Here is a 19,246-nt window from a genome sequence, read left to right as displayed (position 1 = left end):
AGAATGGTGGTTCATTTCATCGGCGCCGGACCGGGTGCGGCGGATCTCATCACGGTGCGCGGACGCGACCTGATCGGCAAATGCCCGGTCTGCCTCTATGCCGGCTCCATCGTCTCGCCCGAACTCCTGCAATATTGCCCGCCGGACGCACGCGTCATCGATACCGCGCCCATGTCGCTTGACGAGATCGAGGCCGAATATCTGAAGGCCGCCAATTCCGGCCAGGATGTGGCGCGGCTGCATTCGGGCGATCTCTCCGTCTGGAGCGCTGTCGCCGAGCAGATCCGCCGGCTGGAAAAACACGGCATCGCCTATACGATGACGCCGGGCGTTCCGGCCTTCGCGGCCGCAGCCTCCGCGCTCGGCCGCGAACTGACGATCCCTGCCGTGGCGCAAAGCCTCGTGCTCACCCGCGTATCGGGCCGCGCCTCGCCGATGCCGAACAAGGAGACGCTCGAAAAATTCGGCGCAACCGGCGCGACGCTCGCAATCCATCTCGCCATCCATGCGCTGGCTGAGGTTGTAACGGAACTGACCCCGCTTTACGGCGCCGATTGCCCCGTCGCCATCGTCGTCAAGGCGAGCTGGCCCGACGAGCGCATCCTGCGCGGCACGCTCGCCGATATCGAAGAGAAAGTGGCGGCCGAGCCGATCGAGCGCACGGCCATCATCTTCGTCGGCCGCTCTCTTTCGACGGAGGATTTCCGCGAAAGCTCTCTTTACGACCCTGCCTACCAGCGCCGCTTCCGCGGCCGGGAATAGGGCTTCTCAGACCTTCGCGAGGATATAATCCATGCTCGCCTTCAGGGCGGCGCCGGGGTCCTTCAGCGCATGGACTTCGGATGCGAAGGGCTCGAAAGAAAACGGCCCCTTGTAGCTTGCCTGCAGCAACGCGCTGATCTGGGCGGCGTTACCGAGCCTGTCGTTGGCATCGACGAGGACGCGGTGCGGATCGCGCATGTCGGAGACCGAAACGGCGGTATCGCTGACACCGGAAATATGCACAAGCCCCGTCAGATGCGGGAAGAAGGGCGTTTCGCCGGCAAGGTGATGGTGAAACGTATCGTGCACCAGCCGGAAGGTCGGCTGCGCATTCAGCGTCTCGATCGCGTCGGCTGCCTCCGCCTTGGAGCGCAGCGAGCAGATTGCGAAGCCGAGCGGCTCCACGAGCCCGACAATGCCGGCGGCATCCAGCATCGGACGGAGTTCCTTGAGCGAGCGGCGGAGATTTGCCTGGCGTTCGCCGTCGGCGCAGCCCGTGCCGTCATTCTTCGGAACCAGCACCAGCGCCTGCGAGCCGACCGCCTTGGCATAATCGATCAGTTCGCGGGCTTCTCTTGCGCGCGTCGCGTTCCATTCGTTAAAGCGCTGCAAGGCGTTGATGGAAATGATCGCGACTCCGTGGCGGACAGCCGTTTGCTTGATGACCTCTGCCCTCGTGCCATCGAGAATGGCATTGCCGGCGAGATCGTTGCGGATCTCCACCGCATCGATGCCGAGCGAGGCGGCAAGGGCAAAGAAATCCTCGATCGGCAGCGACGGTGCGGCCATATGGTTCAGCGCGAAACGGATGGATGCCATGCGAAATCTCCTCCTCGCCCCTCATGCGTGAGAAGCATTGTGAATGTTCGGCCGATCTCTACTGGAATTTCCCGGCCAATCCATCCGCCGCGGCGCATCAAACTCTATCATTGCTGCTAGATTTTCCGGATGGATGATGGAATTCCATCATTTTTAGATATTCTCCGGCAGAAAAATCTCGAAGGGCAGGAAGGACTGGCCGGGGACGGCAATCTCGCCCTGTTCCAGCGCCCCCATCATCAGCGACATCACCTCCTGGCAAAGCGCCGGCAGCGGCGTGCCGATCGCCATGGTGACGATGCCGTCGGCAAGGCCGGCCTTGCTGTCCGACGTCAGCTCATTGACGATAAGTATGGTGCGGCCGCCGATCCCCTCCTCGCGGAATGCCGAGATCGCCCCTTCCATGCCGCCGCCGCAGACATAGAGGCCGGCGAGATCGGGATGTTTCTGCAGGAGCGTCAGCGTCGCCTCATGGGTGATCTCGGGCGTTTCGAGATTGATCAGCGTTTCGACCACCTCGAAATCGGGCGCCTCCTCACGAAAATAGGAGCGGAAGCCCATTTCCCGCAGCTCATGACCGTGGAAGCGGTGGCTGCCGACGAAGCAGGCGACCTTGCCGGGCCGGCGCGCAGCTTTCGCGATCATCCAGGCGGCTGTGCGGCCGGCCTTGCGGTTGTTGACGCCGACATAGGCGTCCCTGACGCCGGTCGCCAGATCCGACAGCAGCGAGAAGACGGGGATGCCGCGCTCCTTCAGCTCCTCGACCGCTGCCGTCAGCGCCGGATAATCCGGCCCGACAAGGGCGACGGCCTGGTTTCTGGCGCCAAGCAGCCTGATCTTCTCGACGATTGCCGCCGGCGTTGCGGTTGACGGATATTCCACCTGCGTCTGGATGCGCGCGCTGGTAACATTGCGAGCTGCCGTTTCGATCTCCCGGGCAAAGGCCTGATAGAAAGGCTGCGCCGGCTTCTGCAGGAGGAAGGCCAGCCGATATTGCGGCAGATCCTCGAAGACGCGCTGCCGGATCAGGCCGACGGCATGATAGCCGATCGACTGGGCCGCATCGTAGACGCGCCGCGCCGTTTCCTCCCGCACCCGATGGCGGCCGTTCAACACGCGATCGACGGTGGCGACGCTGACACCGGAAGCCTGGGCGAGATCGGAGATGGTGGGGCGGCGCATGGCTGTTCCTGATAGTTTTCACTCATAAATGAAAGCCGATTTTGATGGCTTTTGATAGAATATATCAAGCCTGCATTGAGCGCCTTTCGAAGTCAACCTATTCTCCGGGCCAGGAGCTGACGAGGGAGGAAGGCATGGCAGGCGAGGCGGGCAAGCGCGATTACAGCCTCTTGGGAGAGAGCGGGCGCACGGCGGTCGAAACCGGGCTGGCGGCTGCGGAATGGTATCACACGGATATTCCGCGCAAGGAGATGAAGGCGCTGATGCAGCGCTCCGACACGCCGGCGATCCGCGACACGGCACTCTGGCTCGGCGGCATGGCGGTATCAGCAGCACTTGGCATCTCTTTCTGGGGCTCCTGGATCGCCGTTCCCTTCTTTCTGGCCTATGGCGTGCTCTACGGCTCGGCCTCCGACAGCCGCTGGCACGAATGCGGCCACGGCACAGCCTTCAAGACGCGCTGGATGAACGATGTCGTCTACCAGATTGCCTGCTTCATGATCATGCGCAATCCGGTGACATGGCGCTGGAGCCATGCGCGCCACCATACCGACACCGTCATTGTCGGCCGCGACCCCGAGATCGCCGTCATGCGCCCGCCGGATCTCTTCCGTCTGGTGCTCAACGTCTTCGGCATTCTCGATGCCTGGCATGCGGTCATCGACATGGTCAGAAATTCGGCCGGCGTCATCAGCCCCGAGGAAAAGACCTTCATTCCCGAGATGGAGCAGCCGAAGGCGATCCGCATTGCCCGTATCTGGCTTGCGATCTACGTCGTCACCATCGCACTCGCCGTCTATATGGGCTCTGTCCTGCCGCTGATGCTGATCGGCCTGCCGCGCCTCTACGGCGCCTGGCATCACGTCCTGACCGGCCTGCTGCAGCATGGCGGGCTTGCCGACAATGTCATCGACCACCGGCTGAACAGCCGCACGGTGTATATGAACCCGATCAGCCGCTTCATCTACTGGAACATGAACTACCACGTCGAACACCACATGTTCCCGATGGTGCCCTACCACGCGCTGCCGAAACTGCATGCGATGATCAAACACGACCTGCCGGCGCCCAATCCGTCGATCTGGTCCGGCTACAGGGAAATGATCCCGGCCTTCCTGCGCCAGCTTCGCAACGAAGACTATTTCCTCAAGCGGGAACTGCCGGCAACGGCGCGGCCCTATCGCGAGGAATTCCACGCCGAACTGGCGCCCGCAGCTCAATAACAAGATCGAGGGAGGAAAAGACATGAGCGGAAACTGGATCGAGGTTTGCGGCAGGGACGAGATCGACGAGGAGGATGTCATTCGCTTCGACCATGGCGGGCGCACCTTTGCCGTCTATCGCAGCCCGGACGACGAATTCTTTGCGACCGACGGGCTCTGCACCCATGAGCAGGTCCATCTCGCCGACGGGCTCGTCATGGACGAGATCATCGAATGTCCCAAGCATAACGGCCGCTTCAACTACAGGACAGGCGAAGCCAAGGGGGCTCCGGTCTGCGTCAACCTGAAGACCTATCCCGTCAAGATCGAAGACGGCGCCGTCTTCATCGCCATCTGAGGCGCGCCATGGCCCATTTCGTCATCATCGGGGCAGGGGAATGCGGAGCGCGTGCCGTCTTCGCGCTCCGGCAAAAGGGGTTTGACGGCGACATCACGCTTGTCGGTTCGGAGCCGCATGCGCCCTATGAGCGCCCGCCGCTCTCCAAGGCGGGCCTTGCCGGCAAGGCCGATCCGAAATTCGTCGCCGCCGAGGAAGCCTACGAGGCCGGCAGGATCCGCCTGCTGACCGGCATGACGGCAAGCGGCCTCGATGCCGCGGCCCATACCGTCGCTCTCTCCGACGGCGGCGAACTCGCTTACGACCGGCTGCTGCTTGCGACAGGCGCAAGTGCGCGCGCCTTTCCCAATGCACCGGGTGCAAGCAGCCGTATCCGATCGCTGCGCACCTATCAGGATGCGGTGACGCTGCGTGCCGCCCTGCAGCCCGGCAAGCGGCTCGCCGTGATCGGCGGCGGCTTCATCGGCCTGGAGGTCGCGGCCACTGCGCGCCAGCTCGGTGCCGATGTCATCATCGTCGAAGGGCTGGAACGGGTGCTGAAACGCGCCGTTCCCGAAGACATCGCCCGCCACATCGCCGAACGCCACCGCGCAGAGGGCGTCGATCTGCGCTGCGGCGTCTCCATCGAATCCCTGGCCGAGCAAGACGGCAAGGCCGTGATCCGGCTTTCCTGCGACGAAGTAATCGAGGCCGATCTGGCGCTTGTCGGCATCGGCGCCAGGCCGAATACCGCGCTTGCCGAAGCGGCCGGGCTTGTCATCGACAACGGCATTGCCGTCGACGACCGGCTGCGCACCTCCGCCCCCGATATTTTCGCCGCCGGCGACTGCTGCTCCTTCCCGCTCGCACTCTATGGCGGCCGGCGCGTGCGGCTGGAATCCTGGCGCAACGCGCAGGAACAGGGCGCGCTTGCCGCCGCCAACATGCTCGGCGCCGATGAGCCGGTCTCCGCCGTGCCGTGGTTCTGGTCGGATCAGTATGACATGACCTTGCAGATATCAGGGTTGGCCGACGGCGCGGTCACGCATCTGCGCCGCGATCTCGCCGAGGGCGCCTTCATCCTCTTCCATCTCGACGCAGAGGGCCGGCTGATCGCCGCAAGCGGCATCGGCCCCGGCAATGCGGTCGCCCGCGATATCCGGCTGGCGGAAATGCTGATTGCCGCGCGCGCCCATCCCGATCCGGCTGCGCTGACGGCCAGCAATGTCAAGCTGAAGACGCTTCTCGCCGCCTGATACCGGTCCAAAGGATATTGCGATGAAAAAGCACGATCGCGCCACGGTCGCCGACCTGCTGGCACTCAAGGGGAAACGGCAGCTCACCATGCTGCGCGTCACCTCGCTCGAAGAGGCGGAAGCGGCGGAAAGAGCCGGCATCGACATGGTCTCCGTGCCGCCGGCCCTGCTCGGCCCCGCCTTTCGCGAGGCGGCTCCCACGCCTTTCGCCATTCCGGGCCTCGAATATGGCGACCATGTCTCGGCCGAGGACTATATGCGCGAGGCCTTCAAGGCGCTGAAAGCCGGAGGCGATGCCGTCTATTGCGCGGCAAGCCTGCAGACCATCAGGCGCATGCGCGACGAGGGCATTCCCGTCTGCGGCCATGTCGGGCTCATCCCCTCCAAAGCGACCTGGACCGGCGGCTTTCGCGCCGTCGGCAAGACCGCGGCCAGCGCCTTCGATGTCTGGCGCCAGACGAAAGCGCTTCAGGATGCCGGCGCCTTCGCAGCCGAAATCGAGGTCGTTCCCGGCGACGTCGCGGCGGCGATTTCCAGCCGCACCTCGATGCTGATGATCTCCATGGGCGCCGGACGGGGCTGCGATGCGCAATATCTCTTCGCCGACGACGTGCTCGGCACGACCCGAGACCACACGCCGCGCCACGCCAAGGTCTATCGCAACTTCGCCGCCGAATATGACCGGCTGCAACGCGAACGCATCGCCGCCTTCAGCGAATTTTCCGAGCATGTCAGCTCCGGCGCCTATCCGGAAAAACGTCATCTCGTCGGCATCGACGAGGCCGAATTGCGCAATTTCCTGCACCGGCTGGAGGCGGAGGGGTAAATACCTTCCACCTTTCGACACAGGACAGAACCTGAGCTTTCATCTGGGCCGAACTCGACGCTTGTCTTTGAGAAATACGTCGAAATCGAAATCCGTGGCCTCGACACTATCGATCCCTGCATCGATTGCATCTCGTAAAAATTTCACTTTGGCCTCGTGCTCCTCGAGAAGTCGCAGGCCGGCGCGAATGACCTCACTTGCCGAGCCGTAACGGCCTTCGACGACCTGCCGCTCGACGAAACCCGCGAAATGATCGCCCAAAGCAATGGATGTATTCTTGGACAAGGAAGCCTCCTGCATTGCTACCAATATATACCAATACTTGGTAATTCTCAATTCGACGCGCACGTCTTTGCTGGGGAGGGTGCGCGCCCGTCATTGGCATCGGACATGCCCTATGCCAGAGAATAGAACCATCAGAAACAGATTCTCAGGCGCCGGTGACGATAGGCTTTGCACATGCGGAACTGATCGCGGTTCTCGTCGCAGTGACGAGCGATGAGCCGCGCGTCATGACGATCCGCAATGGCGATGCGTTGCCATCAGGCCCTTTCGAAATGGGCCATCGCACGCTGCAATCGGGCCTGCGTGAATGGATCCAGGAACAGACCGCCCATCCCGTCGGTTTTCTCGAGCAGCTCTACACCTTTGCCGACCGCGACCGGAACAACGATATCCAGGGCGGGCGCACCATCTCGATCAGCTATCTCGGCCTCGTCAACGAACAGTCGGGCGCCGGGCGGCCGGGCTGGCATGGCTGGTACGAATATTTCCCCTGGGAAGACCATCGCGACGGGCGGCCGGCCATTCTCGACGACCTGATCGCGCGCCTGCGCCTCTGGGCCGATGCCGATCCGGCAAGACGCGAATACCGTCATCGCCGCGCCGATTTCACCTTCGGGCTCGATGGCGGCGGCTGGAACGAGGATCTGACGCTGCAGCGTTATGAGCTGCTCTATGAGGCCGGTCTCGTCTCCGAAGCCGGCGCCAGCAAGGACGACAATCTCGGCCGGGCGATGTTTGCCGATCACCGGCGGATTCTGGCGACCGGCATTGCGCGGCTGCGCGCCAAGATCACATACCGCCCCGTCGTCTTCGAACTCATGCCGGAAAGCTTCACGCTGCTGCAGTTGCAGCGCGCCGTGGAAGCGCTGGCCGGCCTGACCCTGCACAAGCAGAATTTCCGCCGCCTGATCGAACAGCAGGAACTGGTGGAGGAAACCGGTGAGGCGACAAGCGAGACCGGCGGCCGGCCGGCCAAGCTTTTCCGCTTCCGCCAGACCATTCTCGAAGAGCGCGCGCTCGCCGGAACGAAATTACCGCTCTCCCGCAATTGACATATGCTCATCGTGAGAATATCTCTTTGCGCATAATATGCTCAAATCGAGCATAATTGATGGAGCCGGCCATGAACCACCTTGTATCCGCGTCGTCCCTCTATGATCGCGTCAGCCGCGTCATTCCCAAAGCCGAATGGATGATGTTCCAGGACGATGTCGATGCGATCCTGGAGCTGAAGCGCAGGCGCAATGCCGTCATCCTCGCGCATAACTACCAGACGCCGGAGATCTTCCATGGCGTGGCCGATATTGTCGGCGACAGCCTGGCGCTGGCGCGCAAGGCGATCGAGGTCGATGCCGATGTCATCGTGCTTGCCGGCGTGCATTTCATGGCCGAGACGGCAAAGCTCCTGAACCCGGAAAAGACCGTGCTGATCCCCGACATGGGTGCCGGCTGTTCGCTGGCGGATTCGATCACGCCCGAGGATATCGCGCTGCTGCGCCAGGCCCATCCGGGCGTGCCCGTCGTTACCTATGTCAACACCTCGGCGGCCGTCAAAGCCGCCTCGGACATCTGCTGCACCTCGGGCAATGCCAAACAGGTGGTCGAATCCTTGGGTGTGCCGCGCGTGCTGATGATCCCCGACGAATATCTTGCCCGCAATGTCGCCAAGGAAACCGATGTCGAGATCATCGCCTGGCACGGCCATTGCGAGGTGCACGAGCTTTTCACCGCCGACGACGTCAGGCAATTGCGCGAAAACCATCCGGGCGTGACGGTTCTTGCCCATCCCGAATGCCCGCCCGATGTCGTTGCCGAGGCCGATTTTGCCGGCTCCACGGCCGTCATGTCCGATTATGTCGGTCAGAAGAAGCCGGCGCGCGTCGTGCTGCTGACGGAATGCTCGATGAGCGACAATGTCGCCGTGCATCACCCGGATGTCGAATTCATCCGTCCCTGCAATCTCTGCCCGCACATGAAGCGCATCACGCTGTCCAATATCCGCACGGCTCTCGAAGAAAACCGCCATGAAGTGACGGTCGATCCCGCGATTGCCGCTGCCGCCCGGCGCGCCGTCGAGAGGATGCTTTCGGTATGAACGGGGGCGACATGAGCGGGATATCCGACCAGCTTGCCGGCCGCACCGTCATCGTCGGCAGCGGCCTTGCCGGACTGATGACGGCGCTGACGCTGGCGCCCGAGCCCGTTGTCATCATCACCCGCGCGGGCCTTGGCGCAGAGACGTCGAGCGCCTGGGCGCAGGGCGGCATGGCCGCCGCCCTTGGAGCCGATGACAGCGCCGAACTGCATCTGGCCGACACGCTTGCTGCCGGCGACGGGCTTTGCGATCCCGTCATCGCCGCCGGCATCGTCGCCGAGGCGCCGGCCGCCATTGCCGCACTGGAGCAGGCAGGGGTGCGCGTCGACAGGACGGCGGACGGCCGCTTTGCCCTCGGCCTGGAAGCGGCCCATAGCCGGCGCCGCATCGTGCATGCGCAAGGCGACGGTTCGGGAGCGGCTGTCATCCGCGCGCTGGTCGAAGCGGTTGTTGCCACGCCTTCCATCACCGTGCTCGAAGGGCTGGAGGCCCGCCGCGTCCTGACGGATGAGAGCGGCGTCACCGGCCTCGTCTGTGCCGGCAGGAACGGCGCCGTCATCCTGCCGACACGGCGCATCGTGCTGGCAACCGGCGGCATCGGCGGGCTCTATGAGGCAACCACCAACCCGACCGGCAATTTCGGCCAGGGCATCATGCTCGCGGCGCGCGCCGGAGCCGAGCTTGCCGATATGGAATTCGTTCAGTTCCACCCGACCGCGCTCGATTCCCGCCGCCGGCCGCTGGCGCTCGTCAGCGAAGCCGTGCGCGGCGAGGGCGCGGTGCTCGTCAACGAACATGGCGAGCGTTTCATGGCCGGCGTGGCCGCAGCCGAACTGGCGCCGCGCGATGTCGTCGCCCGCGCCATCAGCGCCGAACTGTCGCGTGGCGGCAGGGTGTTCCTCGACGCGCGCGCAGCGCTTGGCAACCACTTCGCAACCCGTTTCCCGGTCATCGACGCACTCTGCCGGGAAGCCGGCATCGATGCCGCCTCCCAGCTGATCCCGGTGCGGCCTGCCGTCCACTACCACATGGGGGGAGTGGCGACCGATGCCGCCGGCCGCAGCTCCGTCGCCGGGCTCTGGGTGGCCGGCGAGGCGGCCGCCACCGGCCTGCACGGCGCAAACCGGCTCGCCAGCAATTCCCTGCTGGAGGCCGCCGTCATGGGCATGCGCGCCGCGCGCGACATTCTCGCCGCGCCGTCGGCAAAACCGCCCATGCCCGCGTCCCTCCGGGCGCTGCCGCCGGCAGCCGATCCTTCGCTTGTCCGGCCGATCGTTTCACGCCATCTCGGCGTGCTGCGCAACGCGGGCGCCATTCACGGCGCCGTCGCAAGCCTGCTGCCGCTTGCCGAAGGCGAAGGACCGGCTGCCGATCCGGCGATCGTTGCGCTTCTGATCGCCGTCTTCGCCAGCCTTCGGGCGGAATCGCGCGGGGCGCATGCGCGTACCGATTATCCGCTGAAGCGTGCGGAAGCCGCGCGGCGGCGGATGACCCTGGCCGAAGCCTTCGAAATCGCCCGGACAACGGCTTCCCATCCCCTTGCAAGGAGTGCCTGAGATGAACCTCGCTTCCCTTCCGCGCGTCATTGTCGAGCCGCTGGTGCGCGCAGCCCTGGCCGAGGATCTCGGCCTTGCCGGCGATATCACATCCGCTGCCGTCATCCCCCCGGACCATCGCTCGACGGTCGTCATGGCCGCCCGCCAGCCGGGCGTGGTTGCCGGTCTCGACGCGGCGGAGCTTGCCTTCCAGCTTGTCGATCCCGCCATCACGATGCGGCAACATCTGCCTGATGGGGCTGCCATTCAGCCGGGCAGCGTGATCGCCACCATCGAAGGCCCGTCGCGCGGGCTTTTGACGGGCGAACGCACGGCGCTGAATTTCCTCGGCCATCTTTCCGGCATCGCGACGGTGACGGCCGGCATCGTGGCGGCGATCCGCGGCACGAAAGCCTCCGTCGTCTGCACCCGCAAGACGACGCCTGGCCTGCGGGCGCTCGAAAAATATGCCGTGCGCGCCGGCGGCGGCATGAACCACCGCTTCGCGCTTCACGATGCCGTGCTGATAAAGGACAATCACGTCGCCATTGCCGGCAGCGTTTCGCAAGCCATCCGCCGCGCCAAAGCCTCTGTCGGCCATATGGTCAAGATCGAAGTGGAGGTCGACACGCTCGACCAGCTGCACGAGGCGATGGCGGAGGGGGTCGATGCCGTTCTCCTCGACAATATGACGCCCGACCAGCTGCGCGAGGCGGTTGGCATCGTCGCCGGCCGGGCGATCACGGAGGCGTCGGGCCGCGTCACCCCGGCAACGGCGCCGGCCATCGCAGCCTCCGGCGTCGACCTGATCTCGGTCGGCTGGCTAACGCACAGCGCCCCGGTTCTCGATATCGGCCTCGATTTCGTCGAAGCCGCTGCCGAAAGCGCTGCGCCATTGCGCCGGGTTGCGCAGGCGTTCTAGGCGCCGTTCAAACCCGGCCGCGATCCGGTTTGGCGTCATGTTCCGCAGGCGTTTTTCGCTGGACACGGCCCCAAGCTATTGCAAATCTTTGGACGCGCGCTGGAGGAGCGAGGCGAATTGGAGGAAATAGATTTGCAAAAACATGATGTTATTCGGTTAATGGGGTTTGGCACTTACGGGCGCAACGGCCCCACAGGCATCGATGCGATCCTGTGCGCCCTCGAAACCGGCTACCGGCACCTCGATACTGCCCAAACCTATGATACCGAATTCGAAGTCGGCGAAGCGCTCAGCCGCTCGGGTCTTGACCGAAACGACGTTTTCCTGACGACGAAGATTTCGACCGATAATTTCGGTCCGGGCGCGCTCGTGCCCTCGCTGGAAAAGAGCCTGGAAGCGCTCAAGGTCGATCGGGTGGACCTGACGCTGATCCACTGGCCCTCACCCAACGGCCGCGTTCCGCTCGAGGTCTACATCACCCAGATCGCCGAGGCACAGGCGCGCGGCCTGACGAAGCTGATCGGCGTCTCGAACTTCACGATCGCGCTGCTGGAACAGACCGAAGCGCTGCTCGGCAAGGGAAAGATCGCCAACAACCAGTTCGAGCTGAACCCGATCCTGCAGAACAAGAAGCTCGCAAACCATTGCCAGGAAAAGGGGATCCTCGTCACCTGCTACCTGCCTATCGCCCGCGGCATGTTGTCCGACGAGCCGGTCCTGCGCTCGATCGGCGAAAAATACGACGCGACGCCGGAGCAGGTGGCGATCGCCTTCGAGCTTGCCAAGGGCTATTGCACCATCCCGACTTCGGGCCGGCCGGAGCGCATCCGCTCGAACTTCAGGGCAAGCGCGATCACGCTTTCGACTGAGGAGATAGGCCGCATCGAGACCATCGACCGCAACCACCGCGTCGTCGATCCGGACTGGGGGCCGGACTGGGACTGAGGTTTCTCCGCGAATGACATGTCTTGCGAACTTTCGGCGCGCGCTCTGCCTGCGAACGCCCCCTTTACATCATTGTCTCAATCGCGTCGTAGTTTGCCGTCGTAACGTGCACGATCGTCAGTCTGACAGAGTAATGAACCGCTGCTCCCGCAGCGGCGCAATTGCGGTTGCTTGAGGCTTCGGGGCGATACGGAACGCCCGGTGCCTCCCCGGTACCGGAACGCGCAATGCCCTGATTGTGGGCGACGGTTTGGAGATTGGGTGTGAGCGATCGTATTCACGATATTTTCGTCATCGGCGGGGGGATCAACGGCTGCGGGATCGCGCGCGATGCGGTTGGGCGCGGTTATGCGGTTGCGCTTGCGGAGATGAACGATTTCGCTTCGGGTACGTCGTCCGGCGCCACCAAGCTGATCCATGGCGGCTTGCGCTATCTCGAACATTACGAGTTCCGCCTGGTGCGCGAATCGCTGATGGAGCGCGAGATCCTCTGGGCCATGGCCCCGCACATCATCTGGCCGCTGCGTTTCGTGCTGCCCTATCACAAGGGCGGCATCCGCCCGGCCTGGATGATCCGGCTTGGCCTGTTCCTCTACGACCATCTCGGCGGCCGCAAGCTTCTGCCGCCGACGGCCGTGCTCGACATGCGCAGCGATGCGGCGGCCAGGCCGCTGAAGGCGCTGTTCACCAAGGCCTTCGAATATTCCGACGGCTGGGTCGACGATGCCCGCATGGTGGTGCTGAACGCCCGCGACGCCGCCGACAAGGGGGCGCTGGTCATGCCGCGCACCAAGGTCGTCTCGGCCAGGCAGGAGAAGGATGGCGAGGGCAAGAACGTCTGGACGATCGAGACGGTCAACACGCTGACCGGCAAGAGCGAGAGCCATCAGGCCCGCATGCTGGTCAATGCCGCCGGTCCCTGGGTCGATCACGTCATCCGCTCTGCCTTCGGCCATAACGAGGCCCGCCATGTGCGCCTCGTCCAGGGCAGCCACATCGTCGTGAAGAAGAAGTTCGAGGACCCGCGCGCCTATTTCTTCCAGAACCCCGACAACCGCATCATCTTCGCCATCCCCTACGAGAGCGATTTCACCCTGATCGGCACCACCGACCGCGATTACACCGCCGATCCGAAGGACGTGGCGATCTCTGAGGAAGAGACGGCCTATCTGTGCAATGCGGCCTCGGAATATTTCCAGGAGCCGGTGAGGCCCGAGGACATCGTCTGGACCTATTCGGCGGTGCGTCCGCTGTTTGACGACGGCGCCTCGAAGGCGCAGGAGGCGACGCGCGACTATGTGCTGAAGGTGGAGGGCAAGGCGGGCGAGGCACCGTTGCTCAACGTCTTCGGCGGCAAGCTCACCACCTACCGGCGGCTGTCGGAACATGCGCTGGAGAAGATCGGCGAGGCGATCGGTGCCAGGGGGAGGCCGTGGACGGCGGGCAGCCATCTGCCGGGCGGCGACTTTCCGGTGCAGGGCTACGAGGCGGAAGTGACGAAACTCAAGGGCCGCTATCCGTTCCTGGCCGATGCCCATGCGCGCCGGCTCGTCCGCCGCTACGGCACCAAAGCATCCGTCATTCTCGGCGATGCCCGCAAGACGGACGACCTTGGCCGGCTGTTCGGTTCCGATCTCTACGAGGCCGAGGTGCGCTATCTCATCGACAACGAATGGGCCGTCTGCGCTGACGATGTGCTCTGGCGACGCAGCAAGAAAGGGCTCTATCTCTCGGGCGCGGAAGCGGCGGCGCTGGATGAATATATGGCCGCAGCGCCGATCCGCATGGCGGGATGATGCTCCGAAACAGGGCGGTGTCTCGCGCCCATATGCAGTATTCGTAAAGTGTGTTGGCAGCAGGCAGCGGCCGGAACGTAAATATTCGATGAAAATATTGCCTCATCAAAGCAAAAGCGCTTCCCGTTGCGCGCTATTCACTCTAACATCATGGAACCGGTCGGTTCGCTCCAGGCGTTCCGGCCCTTGAAGGTGAGAACCGTAATGGACGGGTCAACCGGGGAAGTGAAAGCGAACAGATTATGTCTGCTCGGCAGGCCGCGATTGCTGGCCGCCGGGACCGAACTGCCCTTGCCCGAAAAGTCCTATTTCCTGCTGGCAATGTTAGCGCTGTCGTCGGAACCGCTGGTCGATCGCGAAACCATCCGATGCCAGCTCTGGCAATCCGAGCTTCCCGAAAAGCGGGCCGGCAGCCTGCGCCAGCTTCTGTCGCGCATCGAACAGAGCATTCCCGAGGGCCTGCCGCCCTTGCTGGTCGCCACGCGCACCCATCTCGGCCTTGCGCCCGGCTGGGAGATCGACCTCGATATGCTCAAGCAGAAGGATGTGCTGGGGCCTGAGCAAAGCGTCGCCCTGCTCGGCGAACTGCTTGAAAGCGTCAAGTCTCCGACGCAGGGCGCCGAGGACTGGCTGACATTCGAGCGCCAGCGCATCAACGAAGCGCGCTCGGCGCATCTTGTCCGTCTTCTGGAAAGTGAAGACCAGCGGCCGGACGAGGACCAGATCGCCTTCGCCAGACGCCTGATCGAGCTCGACCCCGCCAACGAGATCGCCTGCCGGGCGCTGATGCGCGCCCATGCCCGCATGAACGACCTGCCGGCGGCGCGTCAGGCCTATCTGAAATGCCGCAGCCAGCTCAAGGACGATTTCGACATCGAGCCGGACGAGGCCACCACCGCCCTTGCCCGCGAACTCGGCATCCTGGCTGCCGCGCAGCCGGCGGCGGACCGCCTTCGCCCCGCTTCGGAACTGCTGATCGATCCGGCCGGCCAGCCGCGCATCGTCATCCTGCCGCCCGAAAGCATCTTCACCGATCCGCTGATGGAGCGGGTGGGCCGTGCGCTGCTCGAAGATGTCACGATCGGCCTCAGCCAGCAGCGCGGCTTCAAGGTGATTGCCGCCCATACGAGCCTGGAGATGCTGAGCCGCGCGCTCGACCCGACGCGCCCGACCATCGGCCCGCTCGACCTGTCCTTCGATTATGCCGTCTATGTGACGATCCAGGGCCGCGACGAGGATGTCTATGCCACCTGCCGGCTGACGCGCACGGCGACGTCGGAAGTGCTCTGGGCGGTCGAAATTCCCTTTGCGATGCAAAAGATCAGCGAAGCCTTCAGCCAGCTGACCCGGCGCATCGTCATGACGCTTGCCGATACGATCGAGCGCTACGAGCTGGCCATGCCGCTCGGCGACGTGCCGGCTTCCGCCTATCGCCTCTATCTGGAGGGCAAGCGGCTGATTTCACAGACCGACCTGCAGCACCTGCGCCAGGCGCGCAAATGGTTCAAGTCGTCGCTCAGCCGTTACGAGCATTTCTCGCCCGCCCATGCCGGCATGTCGCGCGCGCTCGGCATGGAATGGCTGATCCGCGGCATGCACGACCGGGAACTGCTCGACGAAGCCTATAGCGCCGCAAGGATGGCGCGTCAGACCGACCCGAACAGCGGCCGGGCCTATCGCGAGCTTGGCTTCGTGGCGCTTTATCGCCGCCGCTTCGACGAAAGCCTCGATTCCTTCCAGCAGGCCCAGGATCTCAATCCCAACGATGCCGACATCCTGGCCGATTTCGCCGATGCGCTTTCCCATGACGGCGATTTCGACCGGGCACTCGAACTCAGCCGCGCTGCCTTCAAGCTCAATCCGCTGCCGCCGGACTATTATTACTGGAACCTCGGCGGCATCCACTTCATGCGCGAAGAATATGAAAAGGCGATCGATGCCCTGGAGCCGGTAAAGTCGAAACAGGCGACCGCACGCCTGCTTGCGGCTGCCCATGCCATGGCCGGCGACACCGCGAAAGCCAGGAGCTACGCGCGCGTGGTGCTGGAAAACTTCCCCGATTTCCGCAGCGAAGAGATCCGTCACTTCGTCCCCGATCGCGACCCGGCCTTCACAGAACCCTTGATAAGGGGCCTGCAACTGGCCGGTCTTCCCTGATAGAAAGCCTTTTAACGAAGCCTGTAACGCTTAAATGACGCAGGTAATGCTCTTTTCGAATGGTTAACGGCGACCAGCCGCCCAACCTATTGGAGAGAGACCATGAAGACCGTTGAAACCAGCGCCGCAACCCAGGCCCCCGCACTCCGCTTCTCCGCCGCCGCCAAGGCAGCCATGAAGCAGGACGAACTCAACGTTTCGGCAAACGGCCTTGAAAGCCTGACGCATGCGCTGAGGTTCCGCTAAGGGTCCGATCGGCATGCCCGCTTTGGCCGACCTTGAAACGCTTGCCGCTGACCTCAGCAGATCATCGGCAGGCGTCAACAGCTATCACGACCGGTCGATGACGCCGGCGCAGACCCTTGCGGCCATCAAGCCGCACCTGCGCGATCTCGGCATCACCCGCGTGGGGCTGCTGACCGGGCTCGACGTGCTGAACATTCCGGTTGCCTTCGCCACGCGGCCGAACAGCCATACGCTGTCGGTCTTCCAGGGCAAGGGCATCGACAAGGAAGCAGCGATGACCTCGGCGGCCATGGAAGCGATCGAAACCCGCGTCGCCGAAATCGCTCCCGCCGATCTGACGCTTGCGAGTGTCGCGACCATGAAAGCCGAGCGGGCCGCCATGATCGACCTCGACAGCGTGGCGCGCTGCGCGCCCGACGAGATCGGCGAGGGCCAGATCCCCTGGTGCTCCGGCTACGACCTCCTCTCGGGCAGCACCACGTTCGTGCCCTGGTGGCTGGTCGGCCTCGACCATCGCGGCGAACGCCCGCCGGGTTTCGAACAATCGAGCGACGGCCTTGCGTCGGGCAATACGCCGGCCGAGGCCGTGCTGCACGGGCTCTGTGAGCTCGTCGAGCGCGATGCCTGGGCGCTGACCCAGCTCAAATCTCCCGAACAGCTCAAGCAGAACCGCATCGATCCGCTCGCCTTCGGCGACGCCGTGATCGACGTCATGGTCGATCGCATCCGTCAGGCCGGCATGCGCCTGCTCCTGATCGACATGACCACCGATATCGCTGTGCCGGCTTTTCTCGCCATCATCATTCCCGGCAACCTTTCGGACCGCGTCGATGCACGCTGGGCGCAGGTCTGCGGCGGTTGCGGCTGCCATCCCGATCCCGTCCGTGCCGCCCTTCGCGCCATCACCGAGGCCGCCCAGAGCCGGTTGACGGCGATCGCCGGCAGCCGCGACGATTTCTCGCCGAAGATCTACCAGCGGATCGACCGCAGCGCCGGCATGCGCCAGGTCGTCGATCTCTGCAATGACGACGCGGCGCTGAAACCCTTCCCCATGCGCCCGCAGCGCCCGGCAACGATCCAGGACACGATCCGCCACATAGCCGGCCGGCTGAGGGCGGCGGGCATCGGCCAGATCGTCGCCGTGCCGCTGCCGCATCCGGCGCTTCCGGTTTGCGTCGTGCGCATGATCGTGCCGGGCCTGGAGGTCGATATCAGCGGCCAGTACATCCAGCTCGGCCTGCGCGCCGTCAGTGTCATCCGGGAGGCCGCAGCATGAAGATCCTCTTCGTCGGCCCGAGCCTTGCAAGCGAGATCACTGCAGCGCGCAAAGAGCATCCCGATATCGACTTCCGCCCGCCTGCCGCTTGCGGCGACATCCTCAAGGCCGTCCATGAAGGGGCGACCGCGATCGGTCTGGTCGACGGTTATTTCGGCGATCTGCCATCCGTCTGGCACAAGGAAATCCTCTTTGCGCTGGAGAAAGGTGTGGCCGTTGCCGGCGGCGCCAGCATGGGGGCACTGCGCGCTGCCGAATGCGCCGCCTTCGGCATGGTCGGCATCGGCTCGATCTTCGACGATTACGAATCCGGCGACCTGATGGACGACGAGGCTGTCGCCCTCGTCCATGCGCCGCAGGAACTCGGCTGGCTGCCGCTTTCGGTCCCCTGGGTCGATTTCGAGCCGACGATCGAGGGCCTGCATGCGAGAGGCGAGATTACCGTCAGCGAGCGCAAGAAGCTGCTGCTGGCCGGCCGCTTCCTGCATTTTTCCGAACGGACCTATGCCAGGGTGGTCGAAGAGTCGCACTTTGCCCGCAAGCTGCGGCGCGAACAGATCCTGGCCGCCATCCGGGCCAATCGCGTCGAACGCAAACGTGGCGACGCAAGGCTCGTGCTGGAATGGCTGAAAAAGGGAGAATTCGCGTTAGCGAAGCGTGACTGGCGCTTTGCGGCGACCTCGCATTTCGAGCTGCTGCAGGCCGAAGTCACGCAGCAGATGCAGCCTGTAACGCTCGAATAACGGTTCCAGGCCCAATGTGCCTCGGGTGGGGGAAATGACTGTTGTCGAGGGCGGAAACAATGTTCGAAACAAGGGACGAAGGTGCGGGCAGAGAATACGCAAGACTCTTCCGGCTGCTGTCGGCAGCCAGGGACGAGGCTGAAAAACTTCAGCTGCGCAGTCTCATGCACCTGACAAACATGGCGCTGCTGCAGGTCGTCATCGATTGGGACGGCATCGATCCGGACAGGGAACTCGATGCGAACCTCGAAAAACTCGTCGGCAGCAAAGCCAAGATCGCAATGAAGGACGCTGGCGAAAATCTGATCGTGATCGATCGCCATTAGCCCTGGTGCAGGGTGCGCTGAGCGCCAGAAAATCAGGCCGGCGTGCTATTCCGCGGCGTCGGCTTCCATCTGCTCGGTATTGGCGATCGCCTGGACGAGCTTGAGGATTTTCTTGCGGAGCTGCTCGTTCTTGATCGAGAAGAAGGCAGCGTTGAGCTGTACGCCCTCACGCGAAATGACGAATTCTTCGCTCGGAGCGGGATTATCGTTCGCATTGGCGGCAGGCGCCGTCAGGTCGTCGAAGAAGGTCCTGACATCGACGTTCAGCGCGCCGGCGATTTCGACGAGCATGCTGGCAGAAACGCGGTTGGAGCCCTTTTCGTATTTCTGGATCTGCTGGAAGGTCACGCCAACACGATCGCCCAGTTCCGTCTGAGAAACCTTTCTCAGCAGTCGCTGTATGCGGATCGTCTTGCCGACGTGAACGTCCACGGAATGCGGTTCTTCTTTCATCTGATATTCCCTCCTGCGAAAACCGGGCCGACAACTTACACGCCCGGCAACAACAACTTTTAGCCGAGTTGGTTCAACCTAGC

The 19,246-nt window shown here is 63.8% G+C and carries 20 protein-coding genes; 16 read left to right on the top strand and 4 right to left on the bottom strand.

The genetic code is table 11. The annotated features are described in order from the left end of the window. Positions 1-3: 3 nt before the first annotated feature. A complete protein-coding gene (gene cobM / locus ACU8HS_RS25040; protein WP_112758730.1) occupies positions 4-762 on the top strand; it encodes a precorrin-4 C(11)-methyltransferase in 759 nt (252 codons plus the stop codon). A gap of 6 nt (positions 763-768) precedes the next feature. Here cobM and ACU8HS_RS25035 read toward each other — a convergent pair whose 3' ends face one another. Further along, positions 769-1,581: a TIM barrel protein gene (locus ACU8HS_RS25035; protein WP_112758732.1), complete on the bottom strand. Its 813-nt coding sequence runs from the start codon at positions 1,579-1,581 to the stop codon at positions 769-771. Between the two features lie 153 nt (positions 1,582-1,734). Further along, on the bottom strand, positions 1,735-2,763 hold the full coding sequence (locus tag ACU8HS_RS25030) for a LacI family DNA-binding transcriptional regulator (protein WP_112572047.1): 1,029 nt from the start codon (positions 2,761-2,763) through the stop codon (positions 1,735-1,737). Positions 2,764-2,897: 134 nt separating this feature from the next. Here ACU8HS_RS25030 and ACU8HS_RS25025 point away from each other — a divergent pair, with 134 nt between their 5' ends. The 4 genes from ACU8HS_RS25025 to ACU8HS_RS25010 are packed head-to-tail and all read left to right on the top strand — an operon-like array spanning position 2,898 to position 6,384. Beyond that, positions 2,898-3,986 (top strand): fatty acid desaturase family protein, encoded by a 1,089-nt coding sequence (locus ACU8HS_RS25025; RefSeq protein WP_112758734.1) that lies wholly within the window; start codon positions 2,898-2,900, stop codon positions 3,984-3,986. Between the two features lie 22 nt (positions 3,987-4,008). Next, positions 4,009-4,323 carry a MocE family 2Fe-2S type ferredoxin gene (locus tag ACU8HS_RS25020; protein ID WP_112572043.1) on the top strand — a complete coding sequence of 105 codons (315 nt, stop codon included), beginning with the start codon at positions 4,009-4,011 and terminating at the stop codon, positions 4,321-4,323. A gap of 8 nt (positions 4,324-4,331) precedes the next feature. Beyond that, a complete protein-coding gene (locus ACU8HS_RS25015) occupies positions 4,332-5,558 on the top strand; it encodes an NAD(P)/FAD-dependent oxidoreductase (protein WP_447016442.1) in 1,227 nt (408 codons plus the stop codon). 22 nt (positions 5,559-5,580) lie between these two features. Then, entirely contained in the window at positions 5,581-6,384 is an 804-nt protein-coding gene (locus ACU8HS_RS25010) for a 3-methyl-2-oxobutanoate hydroxymethyltransferase (protein ID WP_447016441.1), read from the top strand. Positions 6,385-6,423: 39 nt separating this feature from the next. Here ACU8HS_RS25010 and ACU8HS_RS25005 read toward each other — a convergent pair whose 3' ends face one another. Continuing rightward, positions 6,424-6,669, bottom strand: coding sequence for a type II toxin-antitoxin system ParD family antitoxin (locus tag ACU8HS_RS25005; RefSeq protein WP_112572153.1), 246 nt, complete (start codon positions 6,667-6,669; stop codon positions 6,424-6,426). Between the two features lie 155 nt (positions 6,670-6,824). Here ACU8HS_RS25005 and ACU8HS_RS25000 point away from each other — a divergent pair, with 155 nt between their 5' ends. The 11 genes from ACU8HS_RS25000 to ACU8HS_RS24950 all read left to right on the top strand — a co-directional run bounded on the left by ACU8HS_RS25000 (position 6,825) and on the right by ACU8HS_RS24950 (position 18,710). Further along, positions 6,825-7,721, top strand: coding sequence for an NUDIX hydrolase (locus tag ACU8HS_RS25000; protein WP_447016440.1), 897 nt, complete (start codon positions 6,825-6,827; stop codon positions 7,719-7,721). A 71-nt stretch (positions 7,722-7,792) separates the two neighbouring features. Continuing rightward, a complete protein-coding gene (nadA, locus tag ACU8HS_RS24995) occupies positions 7,793-8,764 on the top strand; it encodes a quinolinate synthase NadA (RefSeq protein WP_112572151.1) in 972 nt (323 codons plus the stop codon). A gap of 11 nt (positions 8,765-8,775) precedes the next feature. Then, a complete protein-coding gene (locus ACU8HS_RS24990; RefSeq protein ID WP_447016439.1) occupies positions 8,776-10,320 on the top strand; it encodes an L-aspartate oxidase in 1,545 nt (514 codons plus the stop codon). A gap of 1 nt (position 10,321) precedes the next feature. Further along, the gene (nadC, locus tag ACU8HS_RS24985) at positions 10,322-11,221 is read left to right on the top strand and encodes a carboxylating nicotinate-nucleotide diphosphorylase (RefSeq protein WP_447016438.1); all 900 of its coding nucleotides are present in this window, start codon (positions 10,322-10,324) and stop codon (positions 11,219-11,221) included. Positions 11,222-11,380: 159 nt separating this feature from the next. Then, entirely contained in the window at positions 11,381-12,166 is a 786-nt protein-coding gene (locus tag ACU8HS_RS24980; protein WP_447016437.1) for an aldo/keto reductase, read from the top strand. Between the two features lie 263 nt (positions 12,167-12,429). Further along, positions 12,430-13,962 (top strand): glycerol-3-phosphate dehydrogenase, encoded by a 1,533-nt coding sequence (gene glpD / locus ACU8HS_RS24975; protein WP_447016436.1) that lies wholly within the window; start codon positions 12,430-12,432, stop codon positions 13,960-13,962. A gap of 204 nt (positions 13,963-14,166) precedes the next feature. Beyond that, positions 14,167-16,119 carry a BTAD domain-containing putative transcriptional regulator gene (locus tag ACU8HS_RS24970; RefSeq protein WP_112703097.1) on the top strand — a complete coding sequence of 651 codons (1,953 nt, stop codon included), beginning with the start codon at positions 14,167-14,169 and terminating at the stop codon, positions 16,117-16,119. Positions 16,120-16,221: 102 nt separating this feature from the next. Continuing rightward, the gene (locus ACU8HS_RS24965; protein WP_447016435.1) at positions 16,222-16,365 is read left to right on the top strand and encodes a hypothetical protein; all 144 of its coding nucleotides are present in this window, start codon (positions 16,222-16,224) and stop codon (positions 16,363-16,365) included. Between the two features lie 13 nt (positions 16,366-16,378). Next, entirely contained in the window at positions 16,379-17,641 is a 1,263-nt protein-coding gene (locus ACU8HS_RS24960; RefSeq protein WP_447016434.1) for a YcaO-like family protein, read from the top strand. Continuing rightward, positions 17,638-18,384, top strand: coding sequence for a TfuA-like protein (locus ACU8HS_RS24955; protein WP_447016433.1), 747 nt, complete (start codon positions 17,638-17,640; stop codon positions 18,382-18,384). Before ACU8HS_RS24960 ends, ACU8HS_RS24955 begins: the two co-directional genes overlap by 4 nt. Positions 18,385-18,443: 59 nt before the next feature. Next, the gene (locus ACU8HS_RS24950; RefSeq protein ID WP_112567499.1) at positions 18,444-18,710 is read left to right on the top strand and encodes a hypothetical protein; all 267 of its coding nucleotides are present in this window, start codon (positions 18,444-18,446) and stop codon (positions 18,708-18,710) included. A gap of 45 nt (positions 18,711-18,755) precedes the next feature. Here the strand turns inward: ACU8HS_RS24950 and ACU8HS_RS24945 are convergent, their stop codons facing one another. Then, the gene (locus ACU8HS_RS24945; protein WP_112567497.1) at positions 18,756-19,163 is read right to left on the bottom strand and encodes a helix-turn-helix domain-containing protein; all 408 of its coding nucleotides are present in this window, start codon (positions 19,161-19,163) and stop codon (positions 18,756-18,758) included. Positions 19,164-19,246 lie beyond the last annotated feature (83 nt).

It is taken from the genome of Rhizobium sp. KDH_Rht_773_N, from assembly GCF_052946295.1.
The sequence above is the reverse complement of the archived record's forward strand: the minus strand, read 5'-3'. Positions and strand labels throughout refer to the sequence as shown.